Source organism: Pseudomonas sp. LB3P14, from assembly GCF_054898045.1.
In genome coordinates, this window is the sequence record NZ_CM142714.1 from 4,673,394 (window position 1) to 4,694,600 (window position 21,207).

General features: G+C 55.3%; 12 protein-coding genes and 1 pseudogene. 3 read left to right on the plus strand and 10 right to left on the minus strand.

Annotated elements, in window-relative coordinates:
• Positions 1-36: 36 nt before the first annotated feature.
• The 3 genes and pseudogenes from ACYZT5_RS21560 to ACYZT5_RS21570 form a co-directional block, all read left to right on the plus strand.
• Positions 37-1,217 (plus strand): annotated as a pseudogene (locus ACYZT5_RS21560) (diaminopropionate ammonia-lyase); the annotation flags it as partial.
• Between the two features lie 245 nt (positions 1,218-1,462).
• Entirely contained in the window at positions 1,463-1,630 is a 168-nt protein-coding gene (locus ACYZT5_RS21565; protein WP_462047318.1) for a hypothetical protein, read from the plus strand.
• Positions 1,631-3,110: 1,480 nt separating this feature from the next.
• Positions 3,111-6,290 (plus strand): transporter substrate-binding domain-containing protein, encoded by a 3,180-nt coding sequence (locus ACYZT5_RS21570; protein WP_462047319.1) that lies wholly within the window; start codon positions 3,111-3,113, stop codon positions 6,288-6,290.
• A 269-nt stretch (positions 6,291-6,559) separates the two neighbouring features.
• Here the strand turns inward: ACYZT5_RS21570 and ACYZT5_RS21575 are convergent, their stop codons facing one another.
• From ACYZT5_RS21575 to ACYZT5_RS21620, 10 genes are all read right to left on the minus strand, one after another.
• Positions 6,560-10,078 (minus strand): transporter substrate-binding domain-containing protein, encoded by a 3,519-nt coding sequence (locus ACYZT5_RS21575; RefSeq protein WP_462047320.1) that lies wholly within the window; start codon positions 10,076-10,078, stop codon positions 6,560-6,562.
• A 184-nt stretch (positions 10,079-10,262) separates the two neighbouring features.
• Positions 10,263-10,961, minus strand: a complete 699-nt coding sequence (locus tag ACYZT5_RS21580; RefSeq protein ID WP_462047321.1) for a response regulator — start codon at positions 10,959-10,961, stop codon at positions 10,263-10,265.
• Positions 10,962-11,218: 257 nt separating this feature from the next.
• Entirely contained in the window at positions 11,219-11,851 is a 633-nt protein-coding gene (locus ACYZT5_RS21585; protein ID WP_462047322.1) for a serine protease, read from the minus strand.
• 167 nt (positions 11,852-12,018) lie between these two features.
• On the minus strand, positions 12,019-13,239 hold the full coding sequence (locus ACYZT5_RS21590) for an EAL domain-containing response regulator (RefSeq protein ID WP_462047323.1): 1,221 nt from the start codon (positions 13,237-13,239) through the stop codon (positions 12,019-12,021).
• 10 nt (positions 13,240-13,249) lie between these two features.
• Positions 13,250-13,723, minus strand: a complete 474-nt coding sequence (locus ACYZT5_RS21595; RefSeq protein WP_462047324.1) for a hypothetical protein — start codon at positions 13,721-13,723, stop codon at positions 13,250-13,252.
• Positions 13,720-15,420 (minus strand): TolC family protein, encoded by a 1,701-nt coding sequence (locus ACYZT5_RS21600; protein ID WP_462047325.1) that lies wholly within the window; start codon positions 15,418-15,420, stop codon positions 13,720-13,722. The genes ACYZT5_RS21595 and ACYZT5_RS21600 overlap by 4 nt, the downstream gene beginning before the upstream one ends.
• Positions 15,421-15,422: 2 nt before the next feature.
• Positions 15,423-16,670, minus strand: coding sequence for an HlyD family type I secretion periplasmic adaptor subunit (locus tag ACYZT5_RS21605; RefSeq protein WP_462047326.1), 1,248 nt, complete (start codon positions 16,668-16,670; stop codon positions 15,423-15,425).
• Complete coding sequence (locus ACYZT5_RS21610) at positions 16,667-18,967, minus strand: type I secretion system permease/ATPase (protein WP_462047327.1); 2,301 nt, start codon at positions 18,965-18,967, stop codon at positions 16,667-16,669. The genes ACYZT5_RS21605 and ACYZT5_RS21610 overlap by 4 nt, the downstream gene beginning before the upstream one ends.
• Positions 18,968-19,196: 229 nt before the next feature.
• A complete protein-coding gene (locus ACYZT5_RS21615) occupies positions 19,197-20,126 on the minus strand; it encodes an OmpA family protein (RefSeq protein ID WP_462047328.1) in 930 nt (309 codons plus the stop codon).
• 102 nt (positions 20,127-20,228) lie between these two features.
• Positions 20,229-21,140 (minus strand): OmpA family protein, encoded by a 912-nt coding sequence (locus ACYZT5_RS21620; RefSeq protein WP_462047329.1) that lies wholly within the window; start codon positions 21,138-21,140, stop codon positions 20,229-20,231.
• Positions 21,141-21,207 lie beyond the last annotated feature (67 nt).

Here is a 21,207-nt window from a genome sequence, read left to right on the forward strand (position 1 = left end):
GTCCGGCCTCCCCTTGCCGAAAATCTGGAACCCACGATGCTTATCGCCAACCGCAATGCTACCCGTCACGCCTATCCCGACGATTTGAAAGCCATCATGAACATCCAGACAGCTACCGAAAGCCGCACCTGGCTAGCAGACTGGAATACGCTCAACCGCGCAGGTACACCGCTGTTCAGCCTGCCAGATCTGGCTGCTAACCTCGGCGTCGCGCAACTCTGCATCAAGGATGAGTCGAGCCGTTCGGAGTTAGGCAGCTTCAAAGCAGTGGGGGCACCGATCGCACTGGTGCGGTTAATCCTGCGACTGTTCCCCGAACAACGCTTTGAACCCAAAGGCCTGCTGATCGGCGCGTACCGTGGCGCCTTGACCGATTTCACGGTGATCAGTGCCACCGACGGCAACCATGGCCCCGCACTAGCCGGCAGCACAGAGTATCGGTTGCCATTGCGTAATCGTGTTGCATGCCAACGTCAATATCGAACGGGAACAGGCCATCGCCGCCTATGGCGCGCAGATCGTGCGAGTCCCCAGCAACTACGACGATTCGGTGTGAGAAACCGCCGCGCTGGCGGTCGAGCACGGCTGGCAGGTGGCGTATGACACCTCTTACGACGGCTACGAAGAAATCCCCCGGGATGTGATGCAAGGTTACGGCACCATCGCTGCGGAAATCGTAGAGCACGCCGATGCGTCTGACCTTCACTCACATGTCCCTTCAGGGCGGCGTGGGTGGTCTGGCCGCCGGTCTCGCCAGTCACTTCTGGGAGTTTTATGGTAAAGCACGGCCCGCAATGTTCGTCGTCGAACCGCAACAGACCGACTGCCTGCTCCAGAGTGCCCTGGCTGGCCATGCGGCAAAAACGCAAGGCTCGGTGGACTCGGTGATGGCAGGATTGGCCTGCGGTGAAACCTCGCCCTTGGCCTGGGAGTTCCTGCATCAGAGCATCGACCATTTCATGACCATCGAGGATGAGGACGCCGTCAACGCCATGCGCGTGCTAGCCCAGGGCAGTGATCGCGACATACCTCTGATTGCCGGTGAATCAGCAGTGGCCGGGCTCGCAGGGTTGATCCATTTGCTCAAGTCACCACGCCTGGCCGCTTAAGTGGGTATCGACGAGCACTCGCGGATTCTGCTCATCAGCACCGAAGGTGCCACCGCACCTTCCGTTTACGCCGAACTGGTGGGCGCTGCGCAAGTGGCCGAGGTAGCAACAAGTATCGTGCCCCCCGCAGCCTCACTGACGGGATATAAACCCCTTCAGGGCAAACCACGATATTCAATCAAGCCGACTTCAGGCATCGCCACTGGACGTGTTCCATCAATTGGACACCCTCTCCCATTCCATTACTCCGCACCCTCAAAAGACTAAGTTCATTTAAGACAAATCCTACATTTATCAGACCCTCTCCAACATACGATCTCGTCATAGAGAAATCGCGCTGAAGAGGTAATACAATGTATTCACGTCATGACTCACATGGTGAAGATACAACTTTAAGATTTAAGCTTGAGCTCAACAGGTTATTAACCATTCCACATACTAATGGAAAAAACGCAATCGATATTGCCAAGCGCTTTAGTGAAAATAAAGAACAGCCAAACCGCTCAACCATCGATGGTTAAGAAGCTCAACCAACTGCTGTAGCGAGCTGCATAACCCAGGTAAACTCGCCCCCCCTCCCGCTTGGACAACGCGACCTACCGTCTCGATCATCGATACGTAACTCGAACTCACGCGACTCTATGCCGGGTTATCCAGTGTGGGCATGAGCAACAAACGATCATTGATTAAGGCACTGATGTCGTTGCCATCGGCAATAATTCTGATCTGGTTTCACGGTATATCCTGTCTATCTTCAACACTCAGCACAGTTGAATTTCAAGACGAATCTCATAGAAGTAAGACGTTTGTTAATAGATTCCACTGCTTTTCTCGTTTGGATCCTTGAACGCGTTTAGGCAGGAGCCGCTCAAGAAATCACAATCGTGACCCGGGAAACAACCCACATTGTTTACCGGTTTTTTGCCTACCTCACTCTCACAAACACACGTACTAATCAGTTGCCGCTGGCAAGTTCCGGAGCTCGATCAACAGACCAGCAAACAATTTTGCTGAAATTGTATTTCTTGAACAACCGCTCAATGATCGCGCTAAATAACGCAAAGTCACGTAGCTCGACCGAATGTAAAGACCCGATTGTATCGAGTCAAGAACCCTCGTGCTTGCAATCTGCCAGGTCTTGTCGCACTCAGACTGTACCCCAGTGCCGCAAGCGCATGAAACTGGCATTGTTTGGCGCTTTGAAAATCTGCCCTACCTCGCATGGAAAAAAACCTCATAATCACACGCACCAACAGTGAGCCTCGCTTGGCACCCGCTGCATTTTAGTGAGGTCATTGATGAGTACCTGTAGCATCTGAAACTCAGGAATAGACTAACAGGTACGAAAAAATGTTGAGTGTCGATGAATACCAGTGATGTGTCACGACAACTCCAAGCCTCGAGCTCATGGCTTCCAGAGCCTGATTGAAACAGCCAATGGCGTGGAATGCGTGCTGATGATTTAATCACTAACCCCCAACATCGATATGGATATTAGGTTGAAGTACGTGGACGGACTTCCGGTGCTTAAACGGATTAGCTATGGAAAACTAAAGACCTGTGCACTTGTGTACTCGTCCCACCCCATGGGGTCCAATGTTAAACGCAGCGTGCATGCCGGCACATTTGGTTTTGTCGATAAGGACAAACCTAGCACCAAACTAATAACGGCAATCGAAGCCATTGCCGACGGCTTTGTGCTATCCCCAAGGACAGCATAGCCAGACAGGCTAAACCCTTGGGGCCCGCGACATCGAAGAACTGGCGGAGCTCAATAATCGCGACTTAACGACCTTGACGTTGCTCGCCGGAGGCCTCATCAACATGGATGTCGCGAATCGCCAACACCTGAGCAATAATAACCTCAGCGCCCACACGACAAAATCCAGAGCAAACTTGGTGTGTCTTCGATAGTGCACCTGGCTAATATTGCCCGGCAGCATAACCTTGCGTGAGAATAATAACGTGAAATCACAGCCACATCTGCTACGCGTCGTAGGAATGCTCGTGCTGCTACTGCTTTCCTGCAGTGTGTTTGCTGATAGCGACATCCTGCAGATTCGCGCGCGACAGCCCCTAGAGGGTTTGAAAATTCAACTCGAAGCCCAGGAACAGGCTTGGCTGCGAAAAAAACAAACTTTGGTGGTCGGGGTACCTGACGACGACTATCCGCCCTACCGCATCATCACAGGACGCAATGAGTTGGAAGGCATTACTGCTGACTACCTATCAGCCTTGCAGCGCGAGTTGGCGATCTCGCTGACGGTCCGCCGGTTCGCCTCAACGGATGCCGCGTACCAGGCACTGCGCGAGGGTCGTGTCGATCTGGTGGACAGTGCCACTGAACCTTTAGCTCAGCACTATCAGGTTCGCCTGAGCCCGCCCTACGCCTTCACCGAACTGGCGCTCTTCGCCGAGGCCGGTGACCTTCGCGACTACGATGTAAAGGCAACAACCACGCGAATCGCTACCGCCGATAAACAGCTTCTGGAGCTGTACAGACAGGCTGGCGGACAGGGCGCAATTACCGACTACCCCACCCGCGTTGCTGGCATGGCATCAGTACTGAACGGCCAATCGCAAGCTTATTTGGGCGATACCTTCTCCACTCGATACCTGTCGGGCCAACTTCTCAGCAATCAGTTGGTCGTCAATCAAAGTGCCCGCTTACCGGAAATCCATGTGGGCTTTGCATTTGCCGCAAACGACGGCCTGCTCGGTCCTATCCTAAATAGAGCCTTAGGTGATCTCTCGCGCTGCAACCTTGTCAGCGCCATGCGTGTGTGGGGCGACACCGAGGGATGCGACATGAGCAGTTTCCGCGAGCGTCTCAGCGAGTCCGAGCGTGCCTGGCTCGAACAGGGAGGGCCGGTGCAGCTCGCGGTTAGTGAAGACTTAGCGCCTTACACATTTTTTGACAACAGAGGTCGTTTCAATGGAATTGCCTCGGAACTGCTGGACATCGTGAGACGCAAGACCGGCGTTCGTTTCGAGATCAATCGTGTCAGCTCTCTGAACGATGCAGAGACCCTGCTCGGACAAGGCAAGGCTGACCTGAGTATTCTGACCCATGTCAGCCCCAGCCATGGTGCTTATCTGTTTACACGCCCTTTCGTAACGATTCCTTATGTGATCGTGACCCGGCGGGATGACAACTCACTAACATCCCTAAGCAAACAGACAGTCGCCACACTTTCCATTGCCAAGGGCCATCTGCCGCCGGAAACGCTCACCCGCGACTACCCGAACCTTCGTTTGATAGAGAGCACGACCACTGCGGAAGCACTCAATCGGGTACGCGATGGTGAAGCGGACTTCTCGCTGGCACCAGCCAACCTGGCGCGATACTACCTGTCCTACAAGTATGAAAGCAGCCTGAAAATCGGCAGCATGCTCCCCGACAATGAAGCGCAAATAGCCTTTGCCGCGACACCGAGAAACCCTTTGCTGATTTCGATCCTAGATAAAGCGCTGGCGGAAATCAGCCCTTGGCAGTACATGCAAATTACCGGTCGCTGGCGGGCCAACGCCGCGACCGACGACAAGCACTGGGAAGGCATCACCGCCACCGCATGGAGAACCCTGGGTACGCTATGCCTGCTACTCGCCGTAGCCGCGCTGCTAATCGTAACCCAGCGGCGGCGGATCATTCGCAAGCAACTCGACTTGCATCAGCGCCAACTTCTTCTCGACGAACTGCAAGTTGCCAAGGATTTGGCAGAAAAAGCCAGCCGAAGCAAGACCGTATTTCTAGCGACCATGAGCCATGAAATCCGCACGCCATTGAACGCCATTATCGGCATGCTGGAATTGGTCCTTACTCGCAAAACCGATGCCGAACTCAACACCCAGTCAGTACATATCGCCTACGAATCGGCACACAATCTGCTGGGCCTGATCGGCGACATCCTCGACATCGCCCGCATCGAATCAGGCAAGCTGACCCTGCGTCCGGAAATCTCCAGCCTCAAGGATCTGATTGAGTCCGTGGCCAAGGTTTTTGCGGGTCTGGCGCGCCAGAAGCACCTCAGCATCCGCCTGGAGCTCGACGAAACCGCCAGCGAGCGGGTGTGGATCGATGGGCAGAAGTTCAAGCAAATTATCTCAAACCTTTTGAGTAATTCGATCAAGTTCACCGAAAAAGGCGGCATCGTTATCCGTTGCGAAGGTGATTACGATGGAGCGGAGACGGTGCAATTTCGAGTTAGTGTTACCGATACCGGGAAAGGTATCCCCCATTCACAAATCGATAAAGTCTTTACTCCATTCTTTGAGCTCGACAGTGCCGTGAACAACCCCAACGCTGGTGCCGGCCTTGGCCTTTCAATCAGTCAAGTATTAAGCCAGTTGATGAGCGGCAACCTCAGCGTCCAAAGCGAAATCGGTGTCGGCACATCAATGATCTTCAATGCCCGCTTCCAATGTGTGAGCGCGAACAGTGAGATCGAAGCGACCGAACAGCCGACACAAGCGACGGCAATCGATTCCCCACTGAACATACTGATAGTTGAAGACCACCTGCCAAGCCAGTACTTGCTGGAGCAACAAATTACCTATCTGGGTCATCATGCGATCACCGCCAACAACGGACTCGAAGGATTGGCAATATGGCAGGAACAGGATATTGATGTTGTATTGACCGACTGCAACATGCCTGAGATCAGCGGCTATGAAATGACTCGTTCGATCCGTAGCCTGGAGACCAGCCTCGGTGTCAAACCGTGCACCATCATAGGTCTTACCGCCGACGCACAACGGGAAGCGCTCGAACAATGCCTAACGTCGGGAATGAATGAAGCCCTCGCCAAACCCATCAATCTTGCTATGTTGAACCGGTTGATTCCGACGCTAGATAGCCAGCACAAGGGGCAGTCGAACGCTCACTCTACCATTGCAATGGAGATCCAACACGAGATCGCGGAACATGTGATCACCAGCAATAATCAGGAATTGCAAGCTTTGGAGGAAGCCCTCCGCCTGCTCGATCTCAGCGCACTCGGACGTATCGCACATAAACTTAAAGGCACAGCCTACGTGCTAAATTCGCAGAGCTTGCTGCAACTGTGCGTATTGCTTGAGGAGCTGACTGCCAGCAATGATGAAACCGAGACTATCCGCCGGGCCGTAGCTGACCTTATCTTGGCGCTCAACGAGATCAATTTGTCGCTGCAGCCGGCGTGAGCAGGCGTATTGTCACTTAGAACTTCTGCGCTATAGATGAATACCGAGTCCGGGCTAGAATTGCATTGAGCCTTTTCAGGAAATCAATCGCCCAGGGGCTCGGCGTCCCATTGATCATATTTACACTCCGCCCCAGGGTGCCAATTACAATCAACCGAACGCGCGGGACAAAATCCAAAATCACCAAAAGTGACCAGAATAAACAAAACCAATATTTTCATACTATAACCTCAGCAACAAAAGGTTCGCGCCCTAGCGCCACACCTCGGTCAGTAACCTGTCGAAATATTACGAAGGGTGTTCACCGATGCCATTTGCGCTTCTTCAAGTGATCTCGCGCATTGAACGACGTATGCCGGAATAATGACCGAGGCATTGCTCGCCTGCTCCAACGCTTCGCAGCAGTCGATAACGGCTTGGTCCGCGACGATCCGCGCCGCGCCCTTGATACGATGCGCGAGGTCTGCGAAAGCAAACGTCTCATTTGTGGCCAGCAGCACTTTGAGCTCCGCTAAGTCTTTCTCACCACTTAACAGGGCCTCCTGGATCAGTAGGTTCGTTACTTCAGTATCCCCCCCCGTCAACTCACCCAGACGCTCGGGGATCGATAGGCGAACGGCGAACGATTCAGCCTCGTGCGCCGGGTTGTCGATACATGTAAGGGATTCCTGCCGATTCGATAATAGGTCCGATAACGTACTCAGGCTCATGGGCTTGAACAAACAATTATCCATGCCCGCCTGTAGGCATTTGGCCTTCTCTTCGGGCTGGGCATTTGCTGTCAAACCCACCACAAAACACGCGTTCACGCCCTTCTCTATCTCGTCCCGACGTATTTGCTGAACCAGTGCGTAGCCATTCATTACCGGCATGTTGCAGTCAGTAATGACAATATCGAAATATCCGGAACGCCAAAGCTCAAGCGCAACCGCCCCATCCTCTGCAGCGCTTGCTGACTGCCCCAAAAAACTCAATTGTTGAACCAGCAGCAAGCGATTTGCACGCTGATCATCAGCCACCAAAACTTGCAAGGTGCGAGCGGCGCGAAGCTGTGGCACCGCACGTGGTGGTGCCTTGATAGCGACAGCATCAAGTGTGTTGAAAAGCAGCGAAACTTCCAGACGCGTCCCCACCCCTGGCGTACTACTGATTTGCAGGCTACCGCCCATCAGTTCGCACAGCGATCGGGAGATTGCCAACCCAAGCCCCGTGCCACCGCGGGATGAAGATCCATGATCGGCCTGTGAAAAAGGTTGGAATAAGCGCTGAAGATCGTCAGCGTGAATCCCGATACCGGTGTCCTCAACGGACAAATCTACCTGCAGACGTTCATCGATGATGCGCTGTCCGCTGATCGACACGCGCACTTCACCCACGTCCGTGAACTTGATCGCATTACCCAGCAAATTGGAAAAAATCTGTTGGAAGCACTTGGGATCGACCAACACGTCACAGCCGACACTGGCGTTAATATCAAGCTTCATGATGAGGTTTTTCTGCCTGGCCAATCCTTCAAAGGCCCGCGCGACCGATTCGACCAGCTCCCGTAAATTAGCTCTTTTGGGCGAAAGGCTGAGGTGTCCTGACTCAATGCGCACCACATCCAGAATATCGCCAATCAGTACAAGCATGCCCTTTGCCGAGTCATAAGCCACCTCGATCGCCGACCGATCGAAATGCCCTTGCTCGACCCTGTTCAAGGCGAGCTCAAGCATGCCGATGACGGCGCTCATGGGCGTGCGAATTTCATGGCTCATGGTGGCCAGGAAAGTGGTCTTCGCTCTGTTGGAGTCGTCAGCCCGCTGCTTGGCAGCACGCAAATCCTCAATCAACTCGCGCCGCTCACTGATATCGATCCAGCCACAAATGACACCCTGCACTTGTCCACTGGTGTCGTGAAATGGCTGAATCCAGTGGTAAATACTTAGTTGAGTCGCATCCACATGTAGCGTGCGGTCGACTTCGTAGGGCTCATCCTGCTCCATGACCCGCAAATAGCCATCATGAAACTGCAACGCTTCTTCACGGTTATGCTTGCCGCTTTCCAGCGCTGTTTTTCCGATAACATCTTCACTGCTGACTGCAAAGGTTTTCAGATAATTGTTATTGCAAGTTACTAGCCGACCCTGGCGATCACGCACATAAATAGGATGAGGGGTGCCATTGATCAACGCTTCCATAAACTTCAGCTGATCGGCCAGCGCTAGCTCTGCACGCCTGCGCTCGCGGATTTGTCGACGAATGTAAAGATTCCAGATGAGCGAACAAAAAATGAAGACGAACGCCGCTGCACCGATCTGATAAATAAGTGTCTTGTAGTTTCTCCAGGACATCCCCTCAAATGTCGCTAGTGGCCGCCAGCGACTCAGCACGACGTCGATTTCATCCGGCGAGATGCTCTGCAGCGCCTTGTCGATAATGGATATCAGCTCTGTATCGGCACGCCGGGCAGCGAACGCCAAAGCCCCATGACCCCCTTCTAGAATATTGGTGATTCGCAATTTGCTTGCGTAAAGATGCTGGAGGTAATAGCGGGCCCCATGGAGGGTAGCGAACGTCGCATCCGCTCTACCATCGGCAACCATGCTCAGAGACTCAAGGATGGTCGGTGAGTCGATCACCTCGATATCAGTATAAGCAGTCAAGACATCACGCTCGGCAGCCATCAACGGCACAGCAACCCGCTTGCCACGTAGCGCGTCGAGGCTCCTAGGAGCTTGCGGAATGTCGCGCGCAACGATCACAAACGAACTGAAAATGAATGGCCTGCTGAAACGGAGGTCGGCTTCACGCTCAGCCGTAGGTGCGGCGATGGTCAGATCCGCATCGCCATCAAATAGAGAGCTAATGAGGTTAGCGAAGCTGTCAGTACGCATGGCCTCGAATTGAAGCCCTGTGCGCCCGCGAATCAACTCCAGCAACTCCGAACTCATGCCGCTGAAGTGTTCATCGGAGTCAAAGAACGCAAACGGCGCCAGATCGTCATTGACCACATAACGTACCTTCGGATGACGCTCGATCCAACGCTGCTCGTTGGTAGACAACGCGATTGTCCTGGTTGACAACATCGCCCCGCCACCCGACCAACGCTTAGTGATTTCACTCAGATGACTTTCGTCGATAGCGCCAATGGCCCTGTCCAGGATACTTTTCAGCTGCTCATTGCCCCGTCGGATAGCAAAACTGAAGCCGCCACTGTGCAGATCGACAAAACGTTCCAGACGCACATAATTGAAATAACTCAAATTGATCAGATAGTTGCTCGATAGCCCATCGCCCAGATAGCCATCCACGTCGCCAAACGCCAGCGCTGCCAAGGCCAGTTCACGTGAGGGATACGGCAAAAACCGGGCATGGGGGAACAGCGCTTTCAGTTGGCTATGCGGTAAATAGTCATCGGCCATGGCAATGCGCACGCCCGCCAGATTGGCCGGTAATTTTTGCTGTTCCTGGCTGCGGACAAATAGAGCCGGATGGTCTTCCACATAAGGCTTGCTGAGTACCGTATTGCCGCCGGCAACTTCGAACCCGTTGGCGCTGCCTAACAGGTCGATCTCGCCTTTTTCCAGGGCCGAAAGCGCAGTGCGTCGATCGGTAAAGCGCTGGATTTCTATACCGACGTGAAGTGTCTGACCGAGGTAGCACGCTACGTCCGCGGTGATACCTTCGTAATAGGGGGCACCGGCCGTCATTTCAAACGGTGGGTAATCGGGTTGAGCGACGCCCAGCACCAGTGAGCGCTTGTGCCTGAGCCAACTCCAGTCGTCATTGGCAAGGGTGATCGGCAAGTTCGCGCATTGAGCCCGCGCTAAAAGCCGGAGCGAACCATCGACGGTGGCAGCGTGTAACAGACTCGAGGATAGGATTAGCAAGACCAAAGCGGTCAATACACCTCGTTTAATGCAACTGGCAACCTTGACAGGTGAAACAACAAACCGCACTACCTTTTCTCGACCTTCAAATGGGTTCCGCTCACTGCTCACCGAGGTTGTGCTGCAACTTGAACAACTCAACGTCCGTGCGTATCCCCAGCTTTCTAAAGGCTGACTGCTTTTGTCCACTGATGGTTTTGCGACTGCGCATGAACTTCTGTGCGATCTGCGAAACCTGCATGCCATCCAGACAGCAACGCAACACTTCGCGCTCCTTGGGAGAAAGCGCTGCGTTGCTGACTAGTATCGTATCACCGACCGGATCACCATCGATTGCGGTCAGTTGCTCCTGGCCGGACACCGGCTTTTTCTCCAGCTCAAAGGCCATCAGTGATGACAAATACAGCTGTCCCGAAGCAACAGTACGAATAGCCACAACTAGATCATCGACCGGCTGGGATTTACCCAAGAAGCCATTGGCGCCCGCACCGATGGCGAGATTGACGATGGCGGGCTTTTCGGCCGAAGAAGAAATGAGAATAAGGAGGTCTGGATACTGTTTACGCAACAGCCTGATAAGGTTCAAACCATCGAGTTCACCGTCATGCAATTGGTAGTCCAAGACCAGCAGATCGACTTCCACTTCACGCAACGCCGATATCAACTCCGCGCTGCCGCAGAACACGCCCACCACCGAGAGATCCGCCTCTCTGGTCAGCCGTGCGTTCAAGGCCAAGCGAATCAGCGAATGATCATCCAGTACGGCAACACGTAACGGAGTGACAATGGACCACTGCATTCTTTTTTCTCCGGCACAGATAGATTTTGACTTCTCAATGAAGCGTAGGAAAAGTCTGAAGGATGTTGCGGACAATGGATATAGGGCGTTGTCTCAAAACCAAGATGACAGGGCTAGGCACATAGCTGCAGGAACCAGCTTGTACGCGATGAACTCCTGAGCCACGCCATCACTGAAAATAAACGCGTCATCGATTCGTCCTTCGCGAATAGGCTCGCCCCTACAAGGCCTCCAAGGAGAAAATCCAATCCAGTCGATCACTGCAGCCTCGCGACTTCCCTGCCCTTCGTGTATTTCTGCCACTCCCGCAGAACGACGTCGTGGGGTAAATAGAGGCTAATTCGATCACTCGACTTAAGCTCGCCAAATGTTGGTCGCTGACCCATCCACATCCCCACGGTAATACCGAGCACTGCGCCATCTGCGCCATACACTGGCCCACCCGACATACCCATGACGATGGGCGCGTCATTAACCGCATAGGGTGTTGTATCGGTCTTGCCGGGCATCATCATGCGCATGCCTTTGGCCACACCACGCCCCTGCACCGGCACCATCAATGGACTGAAGCCAACCGCTGTAACCGCCTCCCCTTTGACAAAGTTGCGCCAGGAGGGAATTGCGCCTTCGGCTTTGTGTCTGATAAACACCAGATCGCAGCCAGTACTGCAGGTGTGGACGACATCAGGCATCATCGGGATATGCTTGACCGTTACTGCAAACTCTTCATTCCACTGCACCGCATTGCCTTGGAACATATAGGGTAAGGGGAAGCCGGAACTGACGACAAAACGCCCTTGATATTCGTTATCTACGGAAACCGGATGCGGCAAGCCGTTGCAGCCGACCAGCACCATTGAAGAAACACAGCCGAAGAAAAAGCCCTTCATACTCACCCCCATGACTGCCTAGGATAGTCACGGCGGGCGGCAAAAAGCCGTCGCCGAGAGCAGCACCTCCTGATGGAAGCGCTGCACATCCTCAGCCTAGAAGCAGCTTTGAGAGTTCACCAGCGGGGAGAAGACTAAATATTCAGTGGCGCATTAAGACACTGCCGCTAAAGGGATTGCGGATGCCAAGCACTGTTCCATATCGATTGATCACCATCAAACTTCCACGTCATCAGCTGTGCCTCGCTCATCGGCCGGGAATACAGATATCCCTGCCCCAGCTGACAACCCAAATCGACCAGACAGCATAACTGCTCAACGGTTTCAATCCCCTCGGCGACCACTTGCATGTTCAGCGCACGCGCCAAACCCAATACGCCATTAATCACGGCGACAGACCGTTTTTGCGAAAAATTGCGGATGAAGCCAGCGTCCAGTTTCAGTTCATTGAAGGGCATTTGACACAGCCGCTCAAGCGACGAATAGCCCACACCAAAATCATCAATCGACAGGTCGCAACCCAGCATGCGTAAACGTACCATGCTGGTCATGCACAGGCTTGGTGCTTGCAAGAGGCCGGTTTCCGTCAGTTCGAAGATCAAACCTCGGGGCGATGTACCGTGCCTGCTCAGCACTGCCTTTATCCTGTCAACGAATTGCGGACAAGAAAGCTGAGTCACATCCAGATTGAACGCCAGCTTGAAGGGCTGTCCACGAGCCTGCATGAACCGCTGCAGGCGCAACCCTTGCTCCAACAGGCTGAAAAACACTTCGTCGAGTAAACCGTATTGTTCAACGGCTGGAAGAAATGCCGCCGGGGACAAAAGCCTACCCTCGGCACGCTGCCATCTGACCAACACTTCCGCACCCTGCATCTCTCCCGTATTCAGTTGGAACTTGGGCTGAAACCAGGCACAGAACTCTTGCTGGGCAATGCCCTCACGTATCTCTCTCTCGCTTGGTTGCTGCCGTGGAAGAGAAGGCTGATCGGGGCGTGTCTGTTTGGCCGAGAGGTAAGCTTGTAGTAATGGTTCAAGCAACTCGGTTAGCACTGGCTTGCCAATGTTGCCCAGCAACTCCAAACCCTGCAGTGTGACAATGCGTTCGACGGTATACAAAAATTCCTCGGGCAGTGCACTGCTGATAATCACTGCACTGACCAAGCCCGCCTCGCGAGCTTGCCTCAGGAACGTCAAGCCATCCATTCCAGCCATATGGAGATCGCACAGCGCGATATCGACGCCTCCTTGCTGGTGCAGCAATGACAGCGCCTGCTGACCATCGGCGGCCTCAAGAACGTCGAGGCAGCCCATCCTGAGCAGTGTACTAACAGCAGCACAGCGCTGGAAATCATGATCTTCTAGAACCAGTACACGCAGTCTGTTCAAGACGGATACCTCAGTGGAGAGAGTTGTCGATTGCTATCTGGCAGGGATCCAGCCGCATGCGTGCCGGACACCATCGCTGTCGATACAGTGTCAGCACCTTGTCCAGCTCATTGGTGCACAGCGGTTGCTGAAAGAAATGAACCAATGGAACAGCATTTTCACGCGCCCAATTGAAGAGCTCGCGTCGCTGACCAAAAGCCATATCTCCGACGACCATCAAGCTGTCGACGCTCAGGTTCCGAGCGAACTGCATCACGATCTGCTGATCTTCGTCGTCGAAACAAAAATCATCGTGAATAAGCAGGTCGAAATACTTGCCTTGGGCCAAAACAAGCGCAATTTCCTGCGCAGATGCGCAGAGACTTAAATGAAAGACTCCCCGCTCGTTCAGTAGCGCACTGTAGTTCAGCAAAGAGCCCGGATGAACACAGAAAACCAGGATCCTCAGCGGCCTGGATATTCCATATTCAACATATGCACTCATTGTCCGGAACCCTGCAGCCAGACCGCCAACGAGCCCGCCCCGGCGTATTGGCGAAGAATGGCCTGGTAGCCATCGAAGCGCTGGGTCACTTCGCCCACCCGGTTGCCGTAGTGATCACTTTCCGCGATCAGCACATCCAGGAGAGTGCGCTTGCCCAAGTGATACCACTGTTCATAGAACGCCAGACGAATGCGCTCAGACTCTACCGTCAGGTCACGATAGAGTTCGGCACGCTCAAGCAAAGTTCGTGCGTCATGATCGGCAGTGCGGATCCGATACTCCAGATCCAGGCGCTGCTCTTCGGTTCGCTGCCGGCTGGCCTCGGCCCGCTGCAGCGCAGCGCGCTCGGAAGCGCGGGTGGAACCGCCGCGAAAGGCTGCCCAACTGACTGAAAGCGTCGTCTGCCAGGGTTGTTCTCGGCCCAAGGCGTCATCGGCGGTGGTTTTGCTGATGACCCAGTTCAACTGCGGTAACGATGAAGCGCGCACCACCTCGGCCTGCATTTCGGCCGACTGGGTTTGCGCCTTACCTTGGTGAATGGTCGGGTGATCGCCGACTTTAGTCAGTAGCACATCAAGGTTGGCCGGATGGATATTCCATTCAGCGCTGTGCGGAATCATCACTGGCCGCTCGCCTATACGCTTGCGCAAATTGATTTCAGCATCCCGTGCTCGGCTTTCAGCCGAGTCAAGCGACGCCTGCGCCTGCAGCAGGCGTGCCTTGGCCTGAGTCAATTCGCTGACCCGCCCCCTATCCACTGCAACAATACCTGCCAGCATCTTGACCAACTCATCCATGCGCTGCACATACTCTTGGCTGATATCGATGATCATGCGCTGCTTGCCCAACTCGACCATATTGGTGGTGACCTCATAGGCCAAACTTTCCCGTTCGGCTTCGATATTTGAACTGGCCGCGTCCGACAGGTACTTGCGGCTGTCGATGGTTTTACGAATCCGCCCCCAGTCATAAATCGGTGTCGACACGTTTAGATTGATCCCGCCACTCCCGCGCGAGTCGTTGTCCGAGCCCGAGCCAAAGCGCGCCGCCTTGGTCTGGGTACCGAGGTCTATCTGAGGCAAACGCTGCCCCTTAGCTTCATCAATGTCTGCTTGTGCAGCTTCGAAGTCAGCCTGAGCGCGTTGCACCTGTGGGCTATGCTCTGCAGCGGCCTGTACCGCCCGGTGGAACATTGCGCGCAACTCAGTTTCTGACGCCCCCAGCACCTTCCCTGACCGACCAACCCGCTGCGATGATAAGGCCCGTGTTGCCAACACCGACACGCCAGGCAACGCTGGCTCTGCCACTGGAGCTACCACAGGCGCGGCCACAGGTTCTGGAGCGCCGGCTGATCTTGCGACCAACTGTGGCGTGAGCGAAATCGCGGACGGAATAGGCTCATCAGCGACTGCTTTGACCGGCGTCACTTCAGAGACTCCCTCAACCTTGCTGAAGGTCAGCTCAGCGGCCTGCTCGACTGTATTGGGTGATGCCGAGGGCATCGTTGCAACCTGGACCTGTTCCGCAACCTCCGGCACTCGGGTAAATTCCAGGAGCTCCGCCCGTACGGTCATTGAATATAACTGGACGGACAACAGAGCCGTGGCCGGCCACGCGCAACGCACGTTGAAAAACCGCGCGAAAGGCCCCGCTACAACACGGTCAGGCGGCGACCTGAACTGGTGGGATTTTTTCATGGTTATCGTTCCCGAAAGGCCTCACGTGCCTTGAGCACGGGTTTGAGCAGGTAATCCAGAATGGTCTTTTCGCCTGTACGAATTTCCACCGAGGCGATCATTCCCGGAATGATGGGTAGCTTCTTGCTGCCAGCGCTCAGTTCACTGCTCTCAGTCAGAACCAGTACCCGATAATAGGTATCATCCGCGCGCCCTGAAGCAGCCTTTTGGTCGTCTTTGAGCGTATCGGGACTAATGTGCTCCACCCGCCCTTTGAGCCCTCCATAAATGGCATAGTCATAGGCAGTGATTTTCACCGTCGCGGGCAAGCCAGGGTGCAAGAAAGCCACGTCGGACGGTCTGATCTTGCCCTCGACGAGCAACTGCTCCTCAAGCGGTACAATCTCCAGAATGTGCTCGCCCGGCTGAATGACCCCGCCAATGGTATTGACACGTACGTTCTTTACCGTCCCGCGCACTGGCGCGGTAATGGTGGTTCGATCAACCACGTCGGCCCGACCCACCAAGTTTTCGCTGATCTGAGACAGCTCGAGCTCAAGCTTGGTCAATTCAGAGTTGGCATCGGCCTGAAAGCGGTTGATACGCTCGACGATCTGCGACTTGATCTCGTTGGCCTGACGCTGAATGCGCAATAACTCCACTTCCGACATCAAGCCCTTGGCGGCCAGCGGCTGTGCCAGCTGGATTTCCCGGTTCGACAGAGCATAACTGCGCTGAAGCGCTTTCACGCTCTCGTCCAGAGCGCGTTTACGCGCAACATAGGCGCGAGTTTCCTGAGCGATGACCTCTGGGTCCTGTTTGACGATGTCGTCGAACTCTAACGGCTGTTGATACGCCTCGGAACGCAAGCGGGTTATAGTCGCTTTGAGGCCGATAACCTTAGACAGCGCTTCGCGGTAGCTTGACTGTGCGCGGGTAGGATCGATGCGCAGTAAGACCTGGCCCTTTTCGACCACAGATCCCTCGCGCACTTCCATTTCCGCCAAAATCCCGCCCTCAAGACTCTGGATCACCTGCTCTCGGCTAAGGGAAATGACCTTCGCCTCGCCCCGAGTGATTTCTTCGACCCGGGCGAAGTGTGCCCAGATCAGTCCCCCCACCAGCACGGCGGCAATCAGGTAGAGCATCAATTTCGAACCTGGTGTGGTCTGGGTTAACAATGACTCCTGAACATCGTTCATGAACGCGGCATCACCAGGGGCCAGGGGTGGCTTCGCGGATGCCCCCCGGCGAAATATCTTACTGATCATTGAGCTGCCTCCTCGGATGCTGCCTTTACTTGCGCGGTACCGGTACTGACCTCTGTGCGCACAGGCGCTGAACAACTCTGGTCGGGTGCGCCAGGTTTGTTGTGTTGACTACCAGTCAACGCCGCCAGAACTTGTGCCTTAGGCCCGTCAGCGACGACTTTGCCGTCATCCACCACCACGATGCGCTCGACCAATTCCAATAGGGAGGGACGATGGGTCACTACCACCAGCGTCTGGCCTTCGGTCGCACGCTTGAGGTGCTCCAGAAAAATCGCCTCGGTCTGGCTGTCCATTGCGCTGGTAGGCTCATCAAGCAGCAGTAAGCTGGGCCTGGCGAGCAGGCTGCGAGCCAGCGATACCAACTGGCGTTGTCCGCCGGACAAGCCCTCGCCCATTTCACCAATGGGCAAGTTGATGCCTCGCGGATGCCGGGCGGCCACATGGTCGAGGCCGGTTAGTCGTAACACCCGCAGGAACTCGTCGGCGGACGCTTGCGGACGGCCGATCATTACGTTGTCACGCAACGAGCCGTAGAACAGCCGTGCGTCCTGGCCGACATAACCAACTGTCTTGCGCCAGTCCGCCGGGTCGATCTGGTTGACGTCCAGACCATCGCTGAACAACTGCCCACTGACCGGTGCATACAGGCGCGCCATCACCCGCAACAAGGTCGATTTGCCACTGCCGATCCGCCCCAGAATGGCTACTCGCTCACCTGCCCGAATGGTCAGGTTGATTGCCTGCAATACCGGTGGGTTGGGTTGCATGGGCGGTGCAGGATATGCAAAGCCGACGTCTTTGAGGCTCAGTTGCCCAGTCAGCGTTGGTTTGGCCAGATACTCACGGCTGGCATCACGATCAACCGGCATGGCCATCAAGTTGTTGAGGGATTTGAGCGCTGCCTTGGCCTGTTGGAAGCGCACTGCCAGACCCACCACCTGCCCCAGTGGGGCGGTGGCGCGACCGGCTAACATGACCGTGGCAATCATCGCGCCCATGGTCAGTTCGCCAGCATCGATCAGGTACACCCCGCTGATCACCAGCACCACTGTTTGCAACTGCTGAAAAAAGGTCACGGAACCGGTCGCAAGACTGGACAACTGCCGTGACTTCATCGAGGTGGCTGCGGCCAGTGCACTGAAGGCTTCCCAACGACGTTGCATATAGGCTTCGCCACTGACCGCCTTAAGTGTTTCCAGGCCTTCGACCGTTTCGATCAAGACGCCTTGCTTGAGCGACGACTCGCGTAGATTTTCCTGCATGGTGCGAGCAAGCGGCCACTGGATGATCACGCTAATGATCACGATCAAGGGAATCAGCATCAGCGGCACCCAACCCAACGGCCCGCCAATGGCAAAGATCACCCCGACGAATAACAGCACGAACGGCAGGTCGGAAATCGCCGCCAGGGTAGCTGACGTGGAGAAGTCGCGCACCGATTCGAACTCGCGCAATTGGTTGGCAAATGAGCCTGATGATGCTGGCTTGTGTTCCATCCGAATCGACAGCGCCTGGCGAAACAGCATCGCCCCCAGCACCAGGTCGGCTTTCTTGCCGGCCATGTCCAGCAGGTGCGCACGGACATACCGCGCAACCGCCTCGAAGGCCATGGCCACAGTCACGCCGATACCCAGCGACCATAAGGTGACAAATGCCTGGTTGGGCACCACACGGTCATACACGTTCATGGTGAAAAAAATGCTGGCCAGGGCAAGTACGTTGATTAGCAGCGCGCCGATGGCCGCACTGCGGTAGTACTGGCGATACCGCCACAACGTGCTCAGCAGCCAGTGACCGGCCGACTGCGGGGTTTGTTCACCCGCACGGGCATCGACCTTGGCTCGGGGCTTGAGCAAGATCGCGTGGCCAGCGTAAATCTCATCCATTTCGACCTGCCCGACTTCAACCGCTTCGGAGCCGACTTCCGGCAGAATCAATTGATAGAAGAAACAGCGTTTGCCCTCGGCATCTGTGTCGAGACGTCGCCCCACCAGCACTCCGCCCCCCTGCTCTTTGCGCAGTACGATCATCGGCATCAGTTGCAATGGCAACGCCTGGGCTCGCCGATCGACCAGTCCACCCGACAACCCGGCATTGGCCAGCGCCGCGAGCGCCAGTGAAGGCGAGAGCAGGCCACCCTTGGGCAGGCCCGCGGTCAATGCCTCCGGTGTTTTGCCAAGATCATAGTAATCACAGACCCAGGACACACTTTCCAACAGTGAGTCCTGGATACTGGCCTGGGGCGCAGGTAAAACCTGGGCCTCCATGCTTGAGGTGACAGGCATGTCAGTGGCCATTGTAAAAGTCCTGGGAGAGCTGGGGCGCGCATGATGGCGAGCCGCTGAAAGTGGAGTTTGCAAGGCGTTCACGCGGATACCGTGAAGGGGTGATTGCTACGGCAATCTGCGTCTTGAAACCGATAAGAGGATTCTGACGCGCAGGGGCTCACGCCAGAACAAGACTTGTCCTAAAAGTGCGGCCGCACCAGAAGGTGCCGCACAGTCATCCCCCTTCACCTGCAGCCCTTCAGAATGCTGCCTCTTTCGACTGGACCCACAACACCACCCGGTTGTTGGGTGCGTAACAAGCTCGCTGTTCGGTACGATTGCCATAACAGATGTGCACCAGCGGCTCGCGATGGCCGTTGCTCGACGCTCGAATCAGTGCCTGCGGAACACCCAAGGCAATCAACGCCTCCCGTACAGCATTGGCACGCTGCAAACCGAGCAACTGATTTTCAGCTTCGTTGCCCAGCGGATCGGTATGACCTTCAACGCGAATCTCACGGGCTTGCACGCCATCCTTCTGCAAGCTCTGCAGAAACTGATGCAAGGTCTGTTTTCCCACTGCCGACATTTCCGACGTACCGTTACGAAACAGACGGTCAACGGTAAAGCTGAAGTCCTGATCAGACACCTTGTGCGTTTCCAGGAAATTATAATGACGGCACGCTTCGACCCGGGACGCGCGTGACAGCACATGTTGTTGCGCGTAGGTGAGCTTCAGTTGCGGCTCGGCTTCGCTGCGCTTCACTGCTAATGGCAACGTATTACCATCCTCGCGCACCTGCAGAAAGTAAGTCTTGCCGCCCTGAAGCGTTGCCTGATACAGATCGCGGCGCTTACCCGGGTAAAGTGGTTCGTCGCCTAGATAAGCCCCCAGCGTATGTACCCCGGGCACGACACAAAATGCGCTGTAGCCCCCTAACAACAGACTGGTGTGGAACTCGCGATCGATATACACATGCGCAGCACTACGCCGCTGCACCCCTTCAGCGGAACGGTAATACACCACTTGCGCCTGGTCGGCGGCCACCGGCGGCACGCCATGATACGGTTGATCACTCTGGCCCGCGGATTGTTTACCCCACAGCTCCTGCGCGTAAAACGGCACACTCAGGATGACTACACATACCGACAAATAATGCCGCCAGCGATTTACAGGATTTATGCTCATAGCTTCGCCACAGCCAGCCCATAGACTGGTGATAAAGGATTGAAAAGAATAATCGGCACCCAGGGCAAGCAGCTGAAGCTGCCCGCCCTGGTAGCCTTGCCATTAGGGCTTGATGGGGGCTAGTTCAACCCGAACCACCACGCGCCGGTTCGGCGCATGGCAAGTCACTTGCTCTGTGCGGGAACCGACGCAATCGGCCACCAGCAACTCATGGCTGCCAGCACTCACCGCCCCGACCTTGTTGGCCGGCAAGCCGCCTTCGACCAGCAAGCGGCGCACAGTTTGCGCACGCTTCAGGCCCAGTGTCCTGTTAGCCGCAGCCGAACCGATAGGGTCTGTGTGACCGATCACTTCGACATGCTGGGGCTGTACTGCATCGCGTGACAGCTGCCCCACCAGCGTGCGGATAGCGTCATGCCCTTGCCGAGTAATGTCGCCATAGCCGGACTTGCCAAATGCGAACAGCACATCGCCAGACAGGGTGTAGTCCTTGTAGGTAACGGCCGTATCAAGTTGATAATGGCAATCGTTCACGCGAGATGCACGGGACAGAGTGTGCTCCAGTGCCCGGCTACCGCGCAGTTCACGCTCTGCCTCTTCACGGGCAACCGTCTGAGGCATACTGCTGCCATTCACCCGCAGGAAGTAAGTCTTGCCGACTTCAAGGTTGGCCTCAAAGGTCTCACCGGTTTTACCTAAGTACAGCGGCGCATCATCAAGGTAACTACCGAGCAGATGCTTGCCCGGCGCCACACAGAACCGGGTGTACCCGCCAGGCAACAGGCCAGTGTGAAACTCACGATCGACGTACACATGCGCTGCCCCGGGCGCAGGCGCAGGCTCAGCCACACGATAGTAAATCACCTGAACTTGTTCGGATCCGGCCTTGACGCCCGGTTGGTATTCAGTATCGAAGGCGCTCACCGAGGGAACTGCCCAGACTTCGATAGACAGGACACTGGCAAACGAGGCAGCGCACAGTAAGGCTGCCAGTTGTGTTTTTTGCTTGAACATAGTCAAAGCTCCGCCGTGGACGCTGATTTTCAGTAACGTCCATGGCTATCAAAAAAGGGGAAACAAA

What these genes read in the sequence shown, in the direction of transcription:
- ACYZT5_RS21615 (WP_462047328.1), bottom strand. Translation starts at nt 20,126, where the DNA reads ATGAGCATAAATCCTGTAAATCGCTGGCGGCATTATTTGTCGGTATGT.
- ACYZT5_RS21610 (WP_462047327.1), bottom strand. Translation starts at nt 18,967, where the DNA reads ATGGCCACTGACATGCCTGTCACCTCAAGCATGGAGGCCCAGGTTTTA.
- ACYZT5_RS21565 (WP_462047318.1), top strand. Translation starts at nt 1,463, where the DNA reads ATGTATTCACGTCATGACTCACATGGTGAAGATACAACTTTAAGATTT.
- ACYZT5_RS21585 (WP_462047322.1), bottom strand. Translation starts at nt 11,851, where the DNA reads ATGAAGGGCTTTTTCTTCGGCTGTGTTTCTTCAATGGTGCTGGTCGGC.
- ACYZT5_RS21580 (WP_462047321.1), bottom strand. Translation starts at nt 10,961, where the DNA reads ATGCAGTGGTCCATTGTCACTCCGTTACGTGTTGCCGTACTGGATGAT.
- ACYZT5_RS21620 (WP_462047329.1), bottom strand. Translation starts at nt 21,140, where the DNA reads ATGTTCAAGCAAAAAACACAACTGGCAGCCTTACTGTGCGCTGCCTCG.
- ACYZT5_RS21570 (WP_462047319.1), top strand. Translation starts at nt 3,111, where the DNA reads ATGCTCGTGCTGCTACTGCTTTCCTGCAGTGTGTTTGCTGATAGCGAC.
- ACYZT5_RS21595 (WP_462047324.1), bottom strand. Translation starts at nt 13,723, where the DNA reads ATGAGTGCATATGTTGAATATGGAATATCCAGGCCGCTGAGGATCCTG.
- ACYZT5_RS21605 (WP_462047326.1), bottom strand. Translation starts at nt 16,670, where the DNA reads ATGATCAGTAAGATATTTCGCCGGGGGGCATCCGCGAAGCCACCCCTG.
- ACYZT5_RS21600 (WP_462047325.1), bottom strand. Translation starts at nt 15,420, where the DNA reads ATGAAAAAATCCCACCAGTTCAGGTCGCCGCCTGACCGTGTTGTAGCG.